The sequence below is a fragment of the Actinokineospora xionganensis genome, from assembly GCF_014323725.1.
In the GTDB taxonomy this organism is placed as follows: Bacteria; Actinomycetota; Actinomycetes; order Mycobacteriales; family Pseudonocardiaceae; genus Actinokineospora; species Actinokineospora xionganensis.
Window position 1 is genome coordinate 203,946 of the sequence record NZ_JABVED010000005.1, and the last position, 18,449, is coordinate 222,394.

At 70.5% G+C, this 18,449-nt stretch carries 15 protein-coding genes and 1 riboswitch; of the genes, 10 read left to right on the top strand and 5 right to left on the bottom strand.

From position 1 onward, the window contains the following. Window positions 1-90: 90 nt before the first annotated feature. The 6 genes from GPZ80_RS11385 (at window position 91) to GPZ80_RS11410 (ending at window position 5,791) form a co-directional block, all read left to right on the top strand. On the top strand, window positions 91-1,641 hold the full coding sequence (locus GPZ80_RS11385) for an anthranilate synthase component I (protein ID WP_187220281.1): 1,551 nt from the start codon (window positions 91-93) through the stop codon (window positions 1,639-1,641). 47 nt (window positions 1,642-1,688) lie between these two features. After that, window positions 1,689-2,177, top strand: coding sequence for a Trp biosynthesis-associated membrane protein (locus GPZ80_RS11390; protein ID WP_187220282.1), 489 nt, complete (start codon window positions 1,689-1,691; stop codon window positions 2,175-2,177). A 111-nt stretch (window positions 2,178-2,288) separates the two neighbouring features. After that, entirely contained in the window at window positions 2,289-3,098 is an 810-nt protein-coding gene (gene trpC / locus GPZ80_RS11395; protein ID WP_187220283.1) for an indole-3-glycerol phosphate synthase TrpC, read from the top strand. Next, window positions 3,095-4,333: a tryptophan synthase subunit beta gene (gene trpB / locus GPZ80_RS11400; RefSeq protein WP_187220284.1), complete on the top strand. Its 1,239-nt coding sequence runs from the start codon at window positions 3,095-3,097 to the stop codon at window positions 4,331-4,333. Before trpC ends, trpB begins: the two co-directional genes overlap by 4 nt. Next, window positions 4,333-5,124, top strand: a complete 792-nt coding sequence (gene trpA, locus GPZ80_RS11405; protein WP_376771670.1) for a tryptophan synthase subunit alpha — start codon at window positions 4,333-4,335, stop codon at window positions 5,122-5,124. The genes trpB and trpA overlap by 1 nt, the downstream gene beginning before the upstream one ends. A gap of 109 nt (window positions 5,125-5,233) precedes the next feature. Next, window positions 5,234-5,791, top strand: coding sequence for a Uma2 family endonuclease (locus GPZ80_RS11410; RefSeq protein WP_187220285.1), 558 nt, complete (start codon window positions 5,234-5,236; stop codon window positions 5,789-5,791). Here GPZ80_RS11410 and GPZ80_RS11415 read toward each other — a convergent pair whose 3' ends face one another. After that, window positions 5,792-6,556, bottom strand: a complete 765-nt coding sequence (locus tag GPZ80_RS11415; protein ID WP_187220286.1) for a class I SAM-dependent methyltransferase — start codon at window positions 6,554-6,556, stop codon at window positions 5,792-5,794. It abuts the gene before it with no gap. Between the two features lie 104 nt (window positions 6,557-6,660). Here GPZ80_RS11415 and lgt point away from each other — a divergent pair, with 104 nt between their 5' ends. Further along, entirely contained in the window at window positions 6,661-7,776 is a 1,116-nt protein-coding gene (gene lgt / locus GPZ80_RS11420; RefSeq protein ID WP_187220287.1) for a prolipoprotein diacylglyceryl transferase, read from the top strand. Window positions 7,777-8,071: 295 nt separating this feature from the next. On the opposite strand, the gene GPZ80_RS11425 is transcribed toward lgt, so the two are convergent. Genes GPZ80_RS11425 through GPZ80_RS11440 form a run of 4 tightly spaced genes read right to left on the bottom strand, consistent with a single transcriptional unit; the run spans window position 8,072 to window position 11,358 of the window. Next, window positions 8,072-8,617 carry a hypothetical protein gene (locus GPZ80_RS11425; RefSeq protein ID WP_187220288.1) on the bottom strand — a complete coding sequence of 182 codons (546 nt, stop codon included), beginning with the start codon at window positions 8,615-8,617 and terminating at the stop codon, window positions 8,072-8,074. After that, window positions 8,607-9,401, bottom strand: coding sequence for an ABC transporter ATP-binding protein (locus GPZ80_RS11430; RefSeq protein WP_187220289.1), 795 nt, complete (start codon window positions 9,399-9,401; stop codon window positions 8,607-8,609). Before GPZ80_RS11430 ends, GPZ80_RS11425 begins: the two co-directional genes overlap by 11 nt. Next, on the bottom strand, window positions 9,398-10,423 hold the full coding sequence (locus GPZ80_RS11435) for a FecCD family ABC transporter permease (RefSeq protein WP_376771671.1): 1,026 nt from the start codon (window positions 10,421-10,423) through the stop codon (window positions 9,398-9,400). The genes GPZ80_RS11430 and GPZ80_RS11435 overlap by 4 nt, the downstream gene beginning before the upstream one ends. Next, on the bottom strand, window positions 10,420-11,358 hold the full coding sequence (locus GPZ80_RS11440) for an ABC transporter substrate-binding protein (protein ID WP_187220290.1): 939 nt from the start codon (window positions 11,356-11,358) through the stop codon (window positions 10,420-10,422). Before GPZ80_RS11440 ends, GPZ80_RS11435 begins: the two co-directional genes overlap by 4 nt. 87 nt (window positions 11,359-11,445) lie before the next feature. Further along, window positions 11,446-11,569, bottom strand: a riboswitch (cobalamin riboswitch). Between the two features lie 192 nt (window positions 11,570-11,761). Between GPZ80_RS11440 and gltB the strand changes: the two genes are divergently transcribed. From gltB to GPZ80_RS11455, 3 genes are all read left to right on the top strand, one after another. Then, window positions 11,762-16,309: a glutamate synthase large subunit gene (gene gltB, locus GPZ80_RS11445; RefSeq protein WP_187220291.1), complete on the top strand. Its 4,548-nt coding sequence runs from the start codon at window positions 11,762-11,764 to the stop codon at window positions 16,307-16,309. Continuing rightward, window positions 16,302-17,801, top strand: coding sequence for a glutamate synthase subunit beta (locus GPZ80_RS11450; protein ID WP_187220292.1), 1,500 nt, complete (start codon window positions 16,302-16,304; stop codon window positions 17,799-17,801). The genes gltB and GPZ80_RS11450 overlap by 8 nt, the downstream gene beginning before the upstream one ends. Before the next feature lie 140 nt (window positions 17,802-17,941). After that, window positions 17,942-18,418 (top strand): hypothetical protein, encoded by a 477-nt coding sequence (locus GPZ80_RS11455; protein WP_187220293.1) that lies wholly within the window; start codon window positions 17,942-17,944, stop codon window positions 18,416-18,418. Window positions 18,419-18,449: the final 31 nt, after the last annotated feature.

Consider the following 18,449-nt stretch of genomic DNA (forward strand, 5'->3'; position numbering starts at 1 on the left):
ACCATGATGAGGCAGACGCGATAATAGTTCAACATATGTTGAATTAGCCCACCCCCCACGCGCCCGCGCGGCACCCGGCAGAATGTCGCCATGGTCAGCGCCATCGGCATCGCGTCCCGGGTCCCCTCGACCATCGGGATGGGTGAGATCAGCCCCACCCGCGAGGAGTTCCACGCCCTCGCGGCGGACCGGCGCGTCATCCCGGTCGTGCGCCGCGTCCTCGCCGACGCCGAGACACCCGTCGGGGTCTATCGCAAGCTCGCGGGCGACCGCTCGGGCACCTTCCTCTTCGAGTCCGCCGAGAACGGCCGCTCCTGGTCGCGCTGGTCGTTCGTCGGCGTGCGCAGCCCAGCGGCGCTCACCGCGACCGGCGGGGAGGCGCACTGGCTCGGCACCCCGCCCGTGGGCTTGCCGACCGGCGGCGACCCGCTGGAGGCGCTCAACGAGACGGTCAAGGCGCTGCACACCGACCCGCTGCCCGGGCTGCCGCCGCTGACCGGCGGGATGGTCGGCTACGTCGGCTACGACGCCGTCCGCAGGCTGGAGCGGCTCCCCGAGCTGGCCGAGGACGACCTGAAGCTGCCCGAGCTGGTCATGCTGCTGGCCACCGACCTGGCCGCGCTCGACCACCACGAGGGCACGATCACCCTCATCGCCAACGCCGTGAACTGGGACAACTCGCCCGAGCGGGTCGACGCGGCCTACGACGACGCGGTCGCCCGGCTCAACGCGATGACCCACGACCTGCAGACGCCCGCCGCGCCCACCGCCGCGGTCTTCGACCGGCCGAAGCCGGACTACGTGCGCAGGCGCGAGCCCGCCGAGTACCAGGCCGCCGTCGAGACCGCCAAGGAAGCCATCCGGGCAGGCGAGGCGTTCCAGGTCGTCGTGTCGCAGCGCTTCGAGATGCGCACCCAGGCCGACCCGCTCGACGTCTACCGGGTGCTGCGCACGACCAACCCGAGCCCGTACATGTACCTGCTGAAGCTCGACGGGTTCAGCATCGTCGGCTCCAGCCCCGAGGCCCTGGTCACCGTCCGGGACGGCCGCGCCACCACGCACCCCATCGCGGGCACGCGCTGGCGCGGGGTCGACCCCGAGGAAGACCAGATCCTGGAGAAGGACCTGCTGGCCGACGAGAAGGAGCGCGCCGAGCACGTCATGCTCGTCGACCTCGGCCGCAACGACCTGGGTCGGGTCTGCAAGCCCGGCACGGTGCACGTCGTCGACTTCTTCCGGGTCGAGCGTTACAGCCACGTCATGCACATCGTCTCCACGGTCACCGGTGAGCTGGCCGAGGGCAAGACCGCGTTCGACGCGGTCGCGGCCTGCTTCCCGGCGGGCACGCTGTCCGGCGCGCCCAAGCCGCGGGCGATGGAGCTGATCGAGGAGTTGGAGCCCACCCGACGCGGCCTCTACGGCGGTGTCGTGGGCTATCTCGACTTCGCGGGCGACGGCGACACCGCCATCGCCATCCGCACCGCGCTCATCCGCGACGGCGTCGCGTACGTGCAGGCGGGCGCGGGCGTCGTCGCCGACTCGAACCCCGCGGCCGAGGACACCGAGTGTGTCAACAAGGCGGGCGCGGTCCTGGCCGCCATCGCCACCGCGGAGACCATGCGTGAGGCCACCGGTGGCTGAGCTTTCCCTTGTGCGCGGCCATGAACGCTAAGCGTCCACTGTGGATAGTGTGCCTGCTGCTGGCGCTGTCGGCTTCGGCGCTGTGGGGGTCGTCGCGGCTGAGCTGGGGCGAGGACTACCGCTCGCAGTCGCCGTCGTTCGACATCGACGCCTACGAGTCGGTGCCGGTGGTCGGCGCCGACATGCTGCCCGCCCTGGTGCCACTGGCGCTGTTCGCGCTCGCCGCCATCGCCGCGGTCATCGCGCTGGGCGGCCTCGCCCGTCGGGTGGTGGGCGGGTTGGTCGCGGCCCTGGGCCTGGTTCCGCCGCTGATCGCGCTGGCCGAACGGCCGCTGCTGTGGGGGCACGCACTCGGGGTGACCGGAGGGGCGCTCATGGTGGCCGCCGGAACGCTGCTGGTCGTCCGCGGGCACCGCATGCCCCGGCTCGGCTCCAAGTACCGGACTCCGAAGGCGGCCAACGAGTCTACCGAGTCCGAACCGGATCTCTGGCGGGCACTGTCGGAGGGGGACGATCCCACCGCGCGGGAGAGCTGAAGCGCGGACCCGGTGCCAGACCGTCGGAAGGCTCGGAGTTAGCATCATTTAGGCGGAAGGGGCAATGCTTGTGAGGCACTACACGAGCCGAACATCGATCGAGGGTGGCCAGTGAGCATCCTGGAATCGATTGTCGACGGTGTCCGGGAGGACCTTGCCGTTCGCGAGGCGGCGATTCCGTTCGACGCCATCAAGGAACTGGCGGCCAAGGCGCCCGCGCCCAGGGACGCGATGAGCGCGTTGCGCGGCTCGGATGTCGGCGTGATCGCCGAAGTCAAGCGGCGCAGCCCCTCCAAGGGTGATCTGGCGGCCATCGCCGACCCGGCCGCACTGGCCAAGGACTACGCCGAGGCGGGCGCACGGGTCATCAGTGTGCTCACCGAGCAGCGGCGCTTCGGCGGCTCGCTCGCCGACCTTGACGCCGTCCGCGCCGTCGTGGACATTCCGTTGCTGCGCAAGGACTTCATCGTCAGCCCGTACCAGGTGCACGAGGCCCGCGCGCACGGCGCCGACCTGGTGCTGCTGATCGTCGCGGCGCTCGAGCAGAACGCGCTGGCGTCGCTGCTCGACCGGGTCGAGTCGCTCGGCATGACCGCGCTCGTCGAGGTGCACACCGCCGAAGAGGCCGACCGCGCGCTGGAAGCGGGCGCCCAGGTGATCGGCGTCAACGCCCGTGACCTGCACACCCTCGAAGTCGACCGCGATGTCTTCGGCAGGCTCGCGCCGGGGCTGCCCTCGGGCATCGTCAAGATCGCCGAGTCCGGTGTCCGCGGCCCGAGCGACCTGATGACCTACGCCGGAGCAGGCGCCGACGCGGTGCTGGTCGGTGAGGGCCTCGTCGCCTCCGACGACCCGCGGGCCGCGCTGATTCAGCTGGTCACGGCCGGTTCGCACCCCGCTTGCCCGAGGCCGAGTCGATGAGTCCGAACAGCACGGCGCACCAAGCCGAGGCGCCGAGCCCGCACGATCCCGACGAGCGGGGCCACTTCGGTCCGTACGGCGGCCGGTTCATGCCGGAGGCGCTGATCGGGGCACTCGACGAGCTGACCGCGGAGTACGACAAGGCGCGGCTCGACCCGGAGTTCACCGGCGAGTTCGCCCGGCTGCTGCGGGACTACGCGGGCAGGCCGTCGCTGCTGACCGAGGCTCCCCGCTTCGCCGAGCACGCGGGCGGCGCCCGGGTGTTCCTCAAGCGCGAAGACCTGAACCACACCGGCTCGCACAAGATCAATAACGTGCTGGGTCAGGCGTTGCTGACCAAGCGCATGGGCAAGAAGCGGGTCATCGCCGAGACCGGCGCCGGCCAGCACGGCGTGGCCACGGCCACCGCGTGCGCGCTGATGGGCCTCGACTGCGTCGTCTACATGGGCGAGGTCGACACCGAACGCCAGGCGCTCAACGTCGCCCGGATGAAGCTGCTCGGCGCCGAGGTCATCCCGGTCAAGTCCGGCTCGCGCACCCTCAAGGACGCCATCAACGAGGCGCTGCGCGACTGGGTGACCAATGTGGACACCACGCACTACCTGCTGGGCACGGCGGCCGGTGGCCACCCGTTCCCGCTGATGGTGCGCAACTTCCACAAGGTCATCGGCATCGAGGCCCGCGCCCAGATCCTGGATCTTGCGGGCAGGCTGCCCGACGTGGTGACCGCGTGCGTCGGCGGCGGCTCCAACGCGATCGGCATCTTCCACGGCTTCATCGACGACGCGGACGTGCGGCTGGTCGGCATCGAGCCCGGCGGACACGGCATCGAGTCCGGTGAGCACGGCGCGACGCTGTCCGAGGGCAGCCCCGGCATGCTCCACGGCGCGCTGTCGTACCTGCTGCAGGACGAGGACGGCCAGACGGTCGAGGCGTACTCGATCTCGGCGGGCCTGGACTACCCGGGCGTCGGCCCCGAGCACGCGTGGCTCAAGGACACCGCCCGCGCCGAGTACCGCTCGGTCACCGACGACGAGGCCATGGCCGCGTTCAAGCTGCTCTCGCGCACCGAGGGCATCATCCCGGCGATCGAGTCGGCGCACGCGCTGGCCGGTGCGCTCAAGCTTGGGCAGGAACTCGGTCCTGAGGGCCTGATCCTGGTCAACCTGTCGGGTCGGGGCGACAAGGACATGGACACCGCCGCGAAGTACTTCGGCTTCTACGAGGAGTCCTGATGGGGCTGGCCACGCTTTTCGAGGGCACCCGGGCCGAGGGGCGGGCCGCCCTGGTGGGTTACCTGCCCGCGGGCTACCCGACCGTCGATGCCTCGATCGAGCTGCTCAAGGGCATGATCGACGCGGGCTGCGACCTGGTCGAGGTCGGCGTCCCATATTCCGACCCGGTGATGGACGGCCCGGTCATCCAGGCCGCCGCCGTGGAGGCCCTGGGCAACGGCTTCCGCCTGCGTGACGTGTTCCGCGTGGTGGAGGCGGTGTCGGCGCACGGCGGTAAGGCCGTCGTGATGACGTACTGGAACCCGGTGCACCGCTACGGGGTCGATGCGTTCTCCCGTGACCTCGCCGCGGCCGGTGGCCTGGGCATCATCACCCCGGACCTGATCCCGGACGAGGCCGCCGAGTGGATGACCGCGTCCACCGAACACGGCCTGGACCGGATCTTCCTGGTCGCGCCGTCGTCGTCGGACGAGCGGATCGCGAGCACGGTGAAGGCGTCGTCCGGCTTCGTCTACGCCACCGCCGTCATGGGCGTCACCGGTGCCCGCGACGCGGTCGGCTCGGCCGCGGCGGGCCTGGTCGCCCGCACCCGCGCGCACACCACGCTGCCGGTCGCCGTCGGCCTGGGTGTCCGCTCGGGTGCGCAGGCCGCTGAGGTCGCCGCCTTCGCGGACGCGGTGATCGTCGGCTCCGCCTTCGTCACCCGCGCCGCCTCGGGCGTCGACTCGGTCCGAGAGCTGGCCGCGGAGCTGGCGGCGGGCGTCCGGAAGGCACCGACCCCCATCGGGTGAATGGCTGGGCCAAGGCGCTGACGAGGGCCGTTTCTGTCGGTGGTGCTGATCAAAGTGGCGTCATGTACGCCAGTTGCTCCGGTCCGGCATGTCACTGGTGACAGTCGGCATGCCCGTCACGCCCGAAGAACGACCGCACATACCGCGGCATCCGCAACCTTGGACGCTCGCGGAAGTCCTGGCCATGCCCGAAGACCATGGTCAGCGCGTCGAACTCATCGACGGAGCGCTCCACGTGAGCCCCACGCCGGGCGGCAGGCACCAGAAAGTACAGCACCGCATGCAGGTCGCGCTTGACGGTGAGCTGCCGCTCCACCTTGAGCACTTTCCTGGAATCAACGTGGTCCTCGGCCCACATCGCATGCTGATTCCCGACTTGGCGATCATGACTTGCCCAGGGCTTGAGGCGACCTATTACGACAGCGCCGACCTCCTGATGGCCGTCGAAATCATCTCGCCCGCGTCACGCTCACACGACAAGTCGCTCAAGCGGATGCTGTATGCCGAGGCTGGTGGTCGCTACTACCTGCTTGTCGATCCTGCTCTTCGTCCCTCAGCGGCGACCTTGTATCGCCTGGATGGCAAGGAGTATGTCGAGATCGCGGTCAGCAAGATCGGCAGGCTGCGGTTCAGCGAGCCGTTTCCCGTCGACATCGAACTGGTCTGATCACGCCTCTCGGTAGGCCCGGGTGATCTCGCGGATCTCCGTGGCCTGGCGCTTCTGCACGTTGGCGAAGAAGTCGCGGTTCTCGATCACCTGGGGCTTGCGGCGCAGCAGGCCGGGGGATTCGCGGCGGAAGACGGAGAAGCAGTCGGTGTAGTCGACGCCGCCCCACGGGACCAGTTCCTGGACCAGGCAGCGCAGGCCTGCTTCGCGGCAGAACTGGCGGAACTTCTCCGCCGACATGCTGGTCGCGCGCCAGTGCTTGTTCTCGATGGTGAGTTCGCCGTCGGCGCCGCGGTAGGCGGCCATGTTCGAGTGGTGCAGGAAGCCCGTGCCGCCGGGGACCAGCTTCTTGGCCAGTTGGGCCAGGTAGCCGCGGATGACGTCTTCCTCGACGTGGATCAGCGAGTCCCAGCTGAACACGAAGTCGACCGAGTCGTCCTGGACCATGTCGAGGGACAAGCCGTCGTTGACGTGGTACTCGATGTGGTCGAGGTCGGCGAAGCGCTTCCTGCAGGCGTCGACGCACCGCTGGGTCAGGTCGACGACAGTCAGCCGGTTGCACGAAGGCGCCAGGTACTGGGTGGCGCGCCCGAAACCCGGGGCGATCTCAAGGATGTGCCCGGCGGGCAGGAACGGGCCGATGCGGGGACGGATCGTCCACGTCCACATCGCCTCGGTGCCGCCGTAGCCGACCGACCACTCGTCACCACCCGAGGACCACTCATGGTTCGACCACTGGTTGAGGTTCTCTTCGACGCTGGGCATCGTCCGCCTCCTGGCACTGCTGGGGTGCGCGCATTGTCGCGCGCCCACGCCCTGGAGGCCACCTCTTCACGCCGAGGAGACGGCGAGCCGTTACCGTGTGCCCCGTGACAAGCGCTTCCAGCCTGATCCTGGCGAACATCCCCAGCCCCGACCGTGGCGTGTGGAAACTCGACCTCGGGTTCATCACGCTTCCGCTCCGGGCTTATGCCCTGTGCATCATCGTGGGCATCGTCATCGCGATCTGGTGGGGGGAGCGGCGGCTGATCGCCCGCGGCGGCGCCCCCGGCACCGTCATCGACGTGGCGGTGTGGGCCGTCCCGTTCGGCCTGGTCGGCGGCAGGCTCTACCACGTCGCCACCGACTATTACCGCTACTTCGGCGAGGGCAAGAACCCGCTCGACGCCCTGCGCATCTGGGACGGTGGCCTCGGCATCTGGGGCGCCATCGCCCTTGGTGCTGTCGGAGCGTGGATCGGCTGCAAGCGCAGGGGCGTCCCACTGCCCGTCTTCGCCGACGCCGTCGCGCCCGGCATCGTGACCGCGCAGGCCATCGGCCGGATTGGCAACTACTTCAACCAGGAACTCTACGGCGGTCCGACGGATCTGCCCTGGGGTCTGGAGATCTACCGCCGGGAAAACGAGTTCGGCGTCGAGGACCCGCTCAACGGGGTCGCCGAGGCCACTCACACCCTGATCGACGGCAGCCCGGTGCACCCGACGTTCCTCTACGAACTGATCTGGAACCTGCTCGTCGCGCTGCTCATCGTGTGGGCCGACCGCAAGTTCCGCCTCGGCCATGGCCGCGCCTTCGCCGTCTACGTCGCGGGCTACACGGTGGGCCGCGGAATCATCGAGATGATGCGGACCGACCCGGCCACCCAGGTGCTCGGCCTGCGGATCAACGTCTTCACCTCGGCGGTGCTGTTCGTCGGTGCGGTGGCCTACATCATCATCGCCCGCAGGCGCGGCCCCCGCGAGGAATTGTCCACAGTGGACGCAATCGACGGCGCGCCGGTCACCGTGATCGACGAGGACACCGACCTCGAAGCCGTGGACCCCATCGACTCCGAGCGTGTCGACGAGACCACAGACACCCCGGACACCAACGGCACGGACACCGACAGCCCGGATACCGACAACCCGGATACCGACAGCCCGGACGCACCGGATGAGTCCACCGAGACCGCGAAGTCCGGCAACGAGGCCAAGCCCACCAGCTGATCAGCCCTCGAAGCCGCCTTCAACACCTGAAGCGCCGCCCTCACCCGCTCCGCCGGGTGGGGGCGGCGCTTCAGGTGTCGGGAACACGCATGGATGCTCCGGGAACGTGAGACCAGGAGAGCCGAACCGTCGTGGTGACCGTCGGTGCGGGCAGGTCGGCCCGGAAGGCGAGCCGTGTCCGTTCGTGCCGGAAACAACCCACCTAAGGGGCCGGGATGGTGGCCGACTCCGGTTACCAGCAAGCCGCACCATCGCGCGATAGGTGACCCAAACCCAGAATTCCGGGGAGGCGGGCTTAGCGGGTCTTCGGGGTCCGGCATCCCCACTCGGGGATCAGCCCGTCCACCTCGACCCGCGTCTGGGTCCTCAGCATCGACCCCTTGACGCAGCCACCCGAGGTGGAGATGCCGAAGACGACCGCCCGCTGGTCCGACGCCGCCGCGACGTCTTCGACGAAGACGGAGTCGGCGGGGTAGCCGAGGGAGACCAGGGTCTCCTCGACCGCCGCCGCGCGCGGTAACTCGGGGGCACGCAGGCGGTCAAGTGCTGTCTGGACCTCGACGGCCTTCGTCTCCAACAGGGCGCGGGCCTCCGGGGTCAGTTCCCGGGGCTGCGGGTGACCGCGGTTGTCGGCGTGGTTCGGCGGGCCGTCGCCCTGGTATGCCGAGCCGCCGACAGTTCGTTGCGCCACCGGGTCCGTCGGCGTCGACGCCGTCGATGACAGTGGGCCGTCGGAGCCCGCCTGGGTCGGTGTCCCGCCTGCCCACGCCCACAGTCCGACGGCGGCCAGCATGACGCCGATGATCACTGCGAGCGCGGCCCCCAGGCGCTTATTCCCCATGCGACGAGTGTGTCACGGGACGTGCGGGCGCCACCACGGGATGACCTTGGCCTGTGGATAACACTTCGACCGCGGCGTCGTAATGCTCGGCGATCAGGTCCGCGCGGAGGACCTCGTGCGGTGTCCCTGTCGCGACTGGTGCGCCCGCGTCCAGCAGCAGCAGCCGGTCGGCGTACTGGGCGGCGAGGGTCAGGTCGTGCAGCGTGCTGACCACCGTGGTCCCGTCCTCAGCGCGCAGGCGGTCGACCAGTTCCAGCAGCGACTGCGCGTGCCCGATGTCGAGGCCCGTGGTGGGCTCGTCGAGCAGCAGCAGGCCCGCCTGCTGGGCCAGCACCCTGGCCAGCACCGCCCGCTGCCGCTCGCCGCCGGACAGGGTCCGCAGCCGCCGTCCGGCCAGCCCGGTCAGGTCGAGCCGAGCAAGCACCTGGGTGACCACAGCCACATCGCGCGGCCCCTCACGGGCCAGCGTCGCCAGATGCGGTGTCCGCCCCAGCAGCACGTAGTCGGTGACCGACAGCCCCTCGGGGATCAGCGGCGTCTGCGGCGCGTACCCGATCGCGCGGGCCCGGTCGCGCGCGGCCATCGACGAGGTGGCCCGGCCGTCCAGGGTGATCGTGCCCTCGCTGGGCACCAGCCCGGCGATGGACTTGAGCAGCGTCGACTTGCCCGCCCCGTTCGGTCCGATCACGGCGAGCCAGCTCCCGGCGGGCACCTCGACCGACACCCCGGACACCGCGGGTCGCCCGCCGTATCCGGCGGAGACATCGCGAAGCACCAGTGTCATCGCACACGCCCCCTGTTCATCCGCAGCACAAGCAGGAAGAACGGCGCCCCGGTGAAGGCCGTGATCACACCGATCGGCAACTCCGCGGGCGCCACCACCGTCCGCGCCACCTGGTCGGCGACGATCAGGAACACCGCCCCTCCGATCAGCGACAGCGGCACCACCACCCGGTAGCTCGACCCGGCCAGCAGCCGCACGACATGCGGGACCACGATCCCCACGAACCCGATCAGCCCGCTCACCGCGACCGCCGCCGCCGTGGCCAGCGACGCCGCGAGCAGCACGAGCACCCGTACCCGCCCCGGCCGGATACCCAGCGAGGCGGCTTCCTCATCACCGACCGCGAGCACGTCGAGCAGCCGCCCGCACAGGCACAGCACGATGGCCGACACCGTGATGTACGGCAGCGTCAGCAGCACCTCATGCCACCCGCTGGTGTTCAGCCCGCCCAGCATCCACGTGTAGACCTGCTTGATCGTGTCCGTGTTCAGCTGCTGCGCGAACGTCTGGATCGAGGTCAGGAACGCCGCCACCGCGATCCCCGAGAGCAGCAGCACCGCCGTCCCGCCACCGGCGGAGCGACCCAACACCCAGGTCAGCCCCACCCCGCCGAGCGCTCCGGCGAAGGCGGCCAGCGGCAGCGGCCCGATGATCCAGCCCGCCGCCGACGGAGCGGTGACGACGACCAGCGTCGCCGCCATCCCCGCCCCCGCCGCGGCCCCGAGCAGGTATGGGTCGGCCAGCGGGTTGCGGAACACGCCCTGGTAGGCGGCCCCGGACACGGCCAGCGCCGCGCCCACAAGACCGGCGAGCACCACCCGGGGGAAGCGGACCTGCCACACGATCGCCGCCTCCCGCTCGCTCAGCGGCGACACGCCGCCGGTGAGCTGCGCGACGATCTCGCCGACCACCCGCGTCCACCCCAGCCCGGCCGCGCCGATCAGGGTCGAGACCGACACGGCGGCGACCAGGGCCACCAGTGCCGTGGCCAGGACCGCCGGGGTGAGTCGCGCGCGTGTCACTTCGCCGCGGCCACCGCGTCCGCCACCGCGCGGACCAGGTCGACGACCCGCGGACCCCAGCGCGAGGCGATGTCGTCATCCAGCGCCACCACCCGGTTGCCGGTGACGGCGTCGATCGTGTTCCAGCCCGGTCGCAGCGCCACGGTCTGCGCGGTCTGCCCACAGCACTTGGTGTCGCCGAGGAAGATCAGCGACGGATTCGCCTTGATCAGGTACTCGGCCGAGAGCTTCGGGTAGCCGCTCGCGTCGGTATCGGCCGCGTCGGCGACGTTCGTCAGCCCGAAGAGGCCGTAGACCTGCCCGATGAACGTCTTCGACGTCACGGAGTACAGGTCGGTGTCCAACTCGTGGTAGTAGCTCAGCGGCTTGCCGGGCTTGGGCGTGTCGCGGACGATCTTCTCGATGTCCTCCTTTGTCCGCCGCGCCACATCCGCGCCCTCAGCCGCGTGCCCGGTGGCCTTGCCGACCAGGTCGAGCTGTGCGTAGACGTCGTCGAGATTCTTCGCGGCGGGCAGGATCAGCACCGGGATGCCCAGTTTGCCCAGGCCCGCGACCAGGTCGCCCGCGTCGCCGGAGGCGATCACCAGGTTGGGCGTGTGCCCGGCGATGGCCTCGACGTTCGGCGTGAGACCCGACAGCGTCGTCTTGGGCGCGTCGGCCGGGAAGGTCGACTGGTTGTCGACAGCGACGACCTGCTTGCCCGCGCCGACCGCGAACAGGTTCTCGGTCGCGCTGGCCGAGAGCGACACGATGCGCTCGGGCTTGGCCGCCAAGGTCAGCGGCTTGCCGTCGGGCGCGGTCAGGGTCAGGGGGAAGGCGTCGGCCGGGGCCGCCGGGGCGGGCTCCTCGGCGCGGGTGGCGCACCCGGCGATGGCGAGCGCGCCGACAAGGACGAGTGCCAGACGTCGCGCGCGTCTGGGGGTCTGCGGGATCATGCGAACCTCGAGTCATGGGACCGGGCCGGGCACGGGCCGCCCCCGCTCGACGCGGTCGCGACGCCGCACCCCTGCGCCGGAGGCGGAAGGCGTCGGCGTGCGTCGGCAGGCGACCTGGCTCGGCTCCGCGAGGAGCCACCACAGTTGCGGGACAGCGCCGGATTCGCACCGGACTTCGCTTTCCGCGCACGCCGCCGAACGGCGTAACCGCCCGGCCCGCTGACGCTAGCAGCCGCCTGCCCGCCCTACCCCGCGCGCCCAGGCTGACTCGTTTCAGGACTGTTAAACTCGGGTGACCCGCGGGCCGCTGCCGTCCCGCGCCAGAGTGGCTTCGTTCAGTCACCATCGACGAAGCAAGACCGCTCCTGAGCGCGAGATCAAGACAGTGGAAGGCCGGCGCAGCATGATCTTTTCCGCACTCCCGTCGCCCATGGGCCTCTATGACCCGGCAGCGGAGCGCGACGCCTGTGGCGTGGCGATGGTGGCCGACATCCACGGCCGCCGCTCGCACGCCATCGTCACCGACGCCCTGACCGCCCTGGCCAACCTCGAACACCGGGGCGCCGCGGGCGCGGAGCCGACCAGTGGCGACGGCGCGGGCATCCTCGTGCAGCTGCCGGACGAGTTGCTGCGCGCCGAAGCAGGCGTCGAGCTGCCGGAGTCCGATGAGCACGGCCACCACCGCTACGCCACCGGCCTGGCCTTCCTGCCCGCCGACGCCGATGACCGGGCCAAGGCCGTCGAGCTGATCGAGCGCATCGCCGTGGAAGAGGGGCTGCGCGTGCTGGGCTGGCGTGACGTCCCGGTCGACCCGGTCGGCGCCGGACTCGGCCCGACCGCACTGTCGGTCATGCCGCATTTCGCCATGCCGTTCCTGGTCGCCGAGTCTGCTGACCCCGGGGCCTCCCCAGCCGGGATCGAGCTGGACCGTCTCGCGTTCTGCCTGCGCAAGCGGGTCGAGCACGCGGGCAGCGAGATCTACTTCCCATCGCTGTCCTCGCGCACCCTGGTCTACAAGGGAATGCTGACCACCGCCCAGGTGCCCGCGTTCTTCGCCGACCTGCGCGACGAGCGGCTGACCAGCGCGATCGCCCTGGTCCACAGCCGGTTCTCGACCAACACCTTCCCGTCCTGGCCGCTGGCGCACCCGTTCCGCTACGTCGCGCACAACGGCGAGATCAACACCGTCCGCGGCAACCGCAACCGCATGCGCGCCCGTGAGGCCCTGCTGGCTTCGGACCGCATTCCGGGCGACCTGACCAGGCTCTACCCGATCGTCGACCCGAACGGCTCCGACTCGGCGTCCTTCGACGAGGTGCTGGAGCTGCTCCACCTGGGCGGGCGCTCGCTGCCGCACGCGGTGCTGATGATGATCCCGGAGGCGTGGGAGAACCACACCACCATGGACCCGAAGCGCCGCGCGTTCTACCAGTTCCACAACAGCCTGATGGAGCCCTGGGACGGCCCGGCCTGCGTGACGTTCACCGATGGCGCGCTCGTGGGCGCCGTGCTCGACCGCAACGGCCTGCGGCCCGCGCGCTGGTGGCGGACCAAGGACGACCGGATCGTGCTGGCCAGCGAGACCGGCGTGCTGGACGTCCCGCCGAGCGAGGTCGTCGCGAAGGGCAGGCTCAAGCCCGGCCGGATGTTCCTGGTCGACACCGCGGCGGGCGTGATCGTCGACGACGACCAGGTCAAGTCCGAGCTGGCCGACCAGCTCCCGTACGAGGAGTGGCTGCACGCCGGCCTGCTCAAGATCGCCGACCTGGCCGACCGCGAGCACGTCGTGCAGACGCACGAGTCGGTGCAGCGCCGGCAGGTCACATTCGGCTACACCGAGGAGGAAGTGAAGATCCTCCTCACGCCGATGGCGATCACCGGCGCCGAGCCGATCGGCTCGATGGGCACCGACACCCCGCCCGCGGCGCTGTCGCAGCGCTCACGGCTGCTCTACGACTACTTCAAGCAGAACTTCGCCCAGGTGACGAACCCGCCGCTGGACGCGATCCGCGAGGAGATCGTCACGTCCGTGCGGCGCATCATGGGCCCGGAGCAGAACCTGCTGGAGCCCGGGCCCGCCTCGTGCAGGCACATCCAGCTTCCCTACCCGGTCATCGACAACGACGAGCTGGCCAAGCTCATCCACGTCAACGACGACGGCGACCTCCCCGGCTACGCCAGTACTGTCCTGAGTGGACTGTACGAGGTGGACGGCGGCGGCGCGGCGCTCGCGTCCGCGATCGAACGCGTCCGCCGTGAGGCCTCGGCCGCGATCGAGGCGGGCGCGCGCATCCTGGTGCTGTCCGACCGAGACTCCGACCATCGCATGGCCCCGATCCCGTCGCTGCTGCTGGTCTCCGCGGTGCACCACCACCTGGTGCGCACGAAGGAGCGGCTGCGCGTCGCGCTGGTCGTGGAGAGCGGCGACGCCCGCGAGGTCCACCACATCGCGCTGCTGCTGGGCTACGGCGCGGCGGCGGTCAATCCGTACCTGGCCTTCGAGACGATCGAGGACCTGATCGCCAACGGCGCCATCACCGGTGTCGAGCCGCGCACGGCGATCCGCCGGTATGTCCAGGCGCTGGTCAAGGGTGTCCTCAAGATCATGTCCAAGATGGGCATCTCGACCGTCGGCGCCTACACCGCCGCGCAGGTCTTCGAGTCGTTCGGCCTGGCCCAGGACCTGCTCGACGAGTACTTCACCGGCACGCAGTCGAAGCTCGGCGGCGTCGGCCTCGACGTGATCGCCCGCGAGGCCCAGAGCAGGCACCGCCGAGCCCACCCGGAGAACCCGACCGACCGCGTCTACCGGCGGCTGGAGGTCGGCGGGGAGTACGCCTACCGCCGCGAGGGCGAGCTGCACCTGTTCACCCCGGAGACGGTGTTCCTGTTGCAGCACGCGACGAAGACCGGCCGGGAGGACGTCTACCGCGAGTACTCCGCCGAGGTCGACCGGCTCAACCGCGAGGGCGGCGCGCTGCGCGGGATGTTCGACATGAAGACCGAGGGCCGCACGCCGATCCCGATCGACGAGGTCGAGCCGGTCGAGTCGATCCTGCGCCGGTTCAACACCGGCGCCATGTCCTACGGCTCGATCTCCGCCGAGGCGCACGAGACGCTCGCCATCGCGATGAACAGCATCGGCGGCCGGTCCAATACCGGCGAGGGCGGCGAGGACCCCGACCGACTGCACGATCCGCGCAGGCGCTCGGCGATCAAGCAGGTCGCGAGTGGACGGTTCGGCGTCACCAGCGAGTACCTCGTGCACGCCGACGACATCCAGATCAAGATGGCCCAGGGCGCGAAACCCGGTGAGGGCGGTCAGCTCCCGCCGAACAAGGTCTACCCGTGGATCGCGCGGACCCGGCACTCCACCGCGGGGGTCGGGCTGATCTCGCCGCCACCGCACCACGACATCTACTCGATCGAGGACCTCGCCCAGCTCATCCACGACCTGAAGAACGCCAACGAGAACGCCCGCGTCCACGTGAAGTTGGTCAGCGAGGCCGGGGTCGGCACGGTCGCGGCGGGCGTCTCCAAGGCGCACGCCGATGTCGTGCTGATCTCCGGGCACGACGGCGGAACCGGCGCGTCGCCGCTCAACTCGCTCAAGCACGCGGGCACGCCGTGGGAGATCGGCCTCGCCGAGACCCAGCAGACGCTGATGCTCAACGGTCTGCGCGACCGGATCACCGTGCAGGTCGACGGCGCGCTCAAAAACGGCCGGGACGTGATCGTGGCCGCGCTGCTGGGCGCCGAGGAGTTCGGTTTCGCCACCGCGCCGCTGATCGTCGCGGGCTGCGTGATGATGCGGGTCTGCCATCTCGACACCTGCCCGGTCGGCGTCGCCACCCAGAACCCGGTGCTGCGCAAGCGCTACACCGGCCAGGCCGAGCACGTCGTCAACTACTTCCGGTTCGTCGCCGAGGAAGTCCGCGAGCACCTCGCCGCGCTGGGCTTCCGCACGATCGACGACGCCGTCGGCCACGCCGAACTGCTCGACGTCGACGAAGCGGTGTCGCACTGGAAGACCGAGGGCATGAACCTCGCCCCGGTCTTCGAGGTGGCGCCCGTGGCAGGCGCGCGCAGGCGGGTCCGCGCGCAGGACCACGGCTTGGCAGAGGCGCTCGACCGGACGATCATGCGGCTGGCCGAGCCCGCACTGGAGGACGCTCTCCCGGTGCGGCTGGACCTGCCGGTGCGCAACGTCAACCGCACGGTCGGCACTCTGCTCGGCGCGGAGGTCACCCGCCGCTACGGCGATACGCTGCCCGAGGACACCGTCCACGTGACACTGACCGGCTCCGCTGGCCAGTCCCTGGGCGCCTTCCTGCCCAAGGGAATCACCCTGGACCTGGTCGGCGACGCCAACGACTACGTCGGCAAGGGACTCTCCGGCGGTCGGATCATCGTGCGTCCACACCCGGAGGCGCCGTTCGCCGCCGAGCGTCAGGTGATCGCGGGCAACGTGATCGCCTATGGCGCCACCAGCGGGGAGATCTTCCTGCGCGGGTGCGTGGGGGAGCGGTTCGGCGTGCGCAACTCCGGCGCGGTGATCGTCGCCGAGGGCGTGGGCGACCACGCCTTCGAATACATGACCGGCGGTCGGGCGGTGGTGCTCGGCAAGACCGGACGCAACCTCGCGGCGGGTATGTCCGGCGGCATCGGCTACGTGCTGGCCCTCGATCCGGCGAAGGTCAACCCGGCGATGGTCGAGATCCAGCGACCCGGCTTCGACGACCTGCGCTGGCTACGGGAGATCGTGGGCAAACACCACAAGGCCACCGGGTCGGCCGTCGCCGCGTCGCTGCTGGGCGACTGGACCCGCCGGGCCGCCGCGTTCGCCAAGGTCATGCCCCGCGACTACCAGCGCGTGCTGGAGGCGATGCGGATCGCCCGGGTCGAGGGCCGCGATGTCGACGAAGCCGTGATGGAGGCGTCCCGTGGCTGATCCGAACGGTTTCCTCAAGCAGCCGCGCAAAGACGCGCCGAAGCGGCCGGTGGCCGACCGGCTCGGCGACTGGCGCGAGGTCTACGCCGAGCTGGACCCGGCCGAGCGCGACAAGCAGGTCCGTGGGCAGTCGAGCCGGTGCATGGACTGCGGCATCCCGTTCTGCCACTCGGTGAGCGCGGGCTGTCCACTCGGGAACCTCATCCCTGAGTGGAACGACCTTGTCCGCCAGGGCGACTGGGCGCTCGCGGGCGAGCGGCTGCACGCCACCAACAACTTCCCTGAGTTCACCGGCCGCCTGTGCCCGGCGCCGTGCGAGTCGGCGTGCGTGCTGGCCATCACCCCGGACGCCGGGGGAGCGGTGACGATCAAGCGGGTGGAGAACACCATCGCCGATGTCGCCTGGGAACGCGGCGACGTCAAGCCTCAGGTGTCCACTGTGTCCTCCGGCCAGTCGGTCGCCGTCGTGGGCTCCGGGCCCGCCGGTCTGGCCGCCGCCCAGCAGCTGACCCGGGCTGGGCATGACGTCACGGTGTACGAGCGGGACGACCGCCTCGGCGGGCTGCTGCGCTACGGCATCCCCGAGTTCAAGATGGAGAAGCGCGTCCTGGACCGCAGGCTCGCCCAACTGCGTGCCGAGGGGACGAGGTTCGTCACCGGCTGCGAGGTGGGTGTCGACCTGACCGTCGAGCAGCTCCGTGAGCGGCACGCGGCGGTCGTGCTGGCAGTCGGCGCGCTGCGCGGGCGCGACGCGCCGGAGACCCCGGGGCGCGACCTGCGCGGCGTGCACCTGGCGATGGACCACTTGGTACCCGCAAACAAGGAGGTCGAGGGCGACGGCCCGACGCCGATCGACGCCCGCGGCAAGCACGTGGTGATCATCGGCGGCGGCGACACCGGCGCGGACTGCTATGGCACCGCCACCCGGCAGGGCGCGGCGTCGGTCACCCAGTTGGACCAGTACCCGCGCCCGCCTGAGATCCGCGACGACGAGGTCTCGCCGTGGCCGGTGTGGCCGTGGATCCTGCGGACCTACCCGGCGCACGAGGAGAGCGGCACGCGTCGCTTCGCCGTCGCTGTCGAGCGGTTCGTCGGCGACTCCGACGGCAATCTGACCTCCGTGCAGCTGCGCGAGGTCGAGGTCCGGCGGATCGATGGCATCCGGCAGGTCGTGCCGGTCACCGAGGACGTCCATGTGCTGCCCGCCGACCTGGTCCTGCTGGCCATCGGCTTCGAGGGGGTGGAGCACATGCCCCTGCTCGACGGCCTCGGCTTGTCGCTGACTCCGCGCGGAACGCTGTCGTGCGGGCAGGACTGGCAGACCGCACCGGGCGTGTTCGTGTGCGGCGACGCCCACCGCGGCGCGTCGCTGGTGGTGTGGGCGATCGCGGAGGGCCGCTCGGTGGCCCACTCAGTCGATACCTATCTCACCGGCGCGTCCGATTTGCCCGCGCCGGTCCACCCGACAGCGCTTCCGCTCACCGTTCGATAAACGCTGTGTGACCGCATTTGTCATAAGATCGTGGTATTGCCAAGCAGCCACAGCGGTGCGTTATGGTCTTGAAACCAAATCGGCCATCGCGCACTCGGGGGACCATGTCCACGGTGATACCGCCCGTCGAGGACGGCGGCATGCCTGAGCCCGAAAGAACGCCCCGCGCCCGCCACCGCAAGCCGGAGAAGCGTGACGGGGTGCTGCTCGGCCTCAAGTTCGGCGCGTTCGTCGTCGCGCTGGGGATCGTCGTCGGGGTCGTGTCGGTGCTGTCCGACAGTCCACGGCCACAGCCCGCGGGCGCCGACCCACGCAGGCCGGCCACCACGACGACCACCACGACCGTGGACCAGGGCAGCCCGCCCGCGGAGCCGTCGGTCGTGCAGGCGGCGCCACCGGTCGCGTCGGCCGTCCTCGCCGGTCCGCCCGCCTCCGTCGTCCCGACGACGACCACGACGACGGGCCGTCCGACCAAGACGAAGAAGCCCGCACCCGGCACCGTGACCGTCGGCGAACAGTGCGACACCCCAGGCGAGTTGGCGTTCGTGGGGTTCCGCGCGGTGGTCTGCCGCAGCGCCGGTCCGGGGGAACCGCCCCGCTGGCACTTGGTCTACTGACCGCGCGGGGCGCTGAACATCGGGCGAACGT

Bases quoted from the DNA above. Each gene is read 5' to 3' on its own strand.
- GPZ80_RS11425 (WP_187220288.1), bottom strand. From the start codon at position 8,617: ATGGGGAATAAGCGCCTGGGGGCCGCGCTCGCAGTGATCATCGGCGTC.
- GPZ80_RS11415 (WP_187220286.1), bottom strand. From the start codon at position 6,556: ATGCCCAGCGTCGAAGAGAACCTCAACCAGTGGTCGAACCATGAGTGG.
- trpB (WP_187220284.1), top strand. From the start codon at position 3,095: ATGAGTCCGAACAGCACGGCGCACCAAGCCGAGGCGCCGAGCCCGCAC.
- trpA (WP_376771670.1), top strand. From the start codon at position 4,333: ATGGGGCTGGCCACGCTTTTCGAGGGCACCCGGGCCGAGGGGCGGGCC.
- gltB (WP_187220291.1), top strand. From the start codon at position 11,762: ATGATCTTTTCCGCACTCCCGTCGCCCATGGGCCTCTATGACCCGGCA.
- GPZ80_RS11440 (WP_187220290.1), bottom strand. From the start codon at position 11,358: ATGATCCCGCAGACCCCCAGACGCGCGCGACGTCTGGCACTCGTCCTT.
- GPZ80_RS11455 (WP_187220293.1), top strand. From the start codon at position 17,942: ATGCCTGAGCCCGAAAGAACGCCCCGCGCCCGCCACCGCAAGCCGGAG.
- GPZ80_RS11430 (WP_187220289.1), bottom strand. From the start codon at position 9,401: ATGACACTGGTGCTTCGCGATGTCTCCGCCGGATACGGCGGGCGACCC.
- GPZ80_RS11385 (WP_187220281.1), top strand. From the start codon at position 91: ATGGTCAGCGCCATCGGCATCGCGTCCCGGGTCCCCTCGACCATCGGG.
- GPZ80_RS11410 (WP_187220285.1), top strand. From the start codon at position 5,234: ATGCCCGTCACGCCCGAAGAACGACCGCACATACCGCGGCATCCGCAA.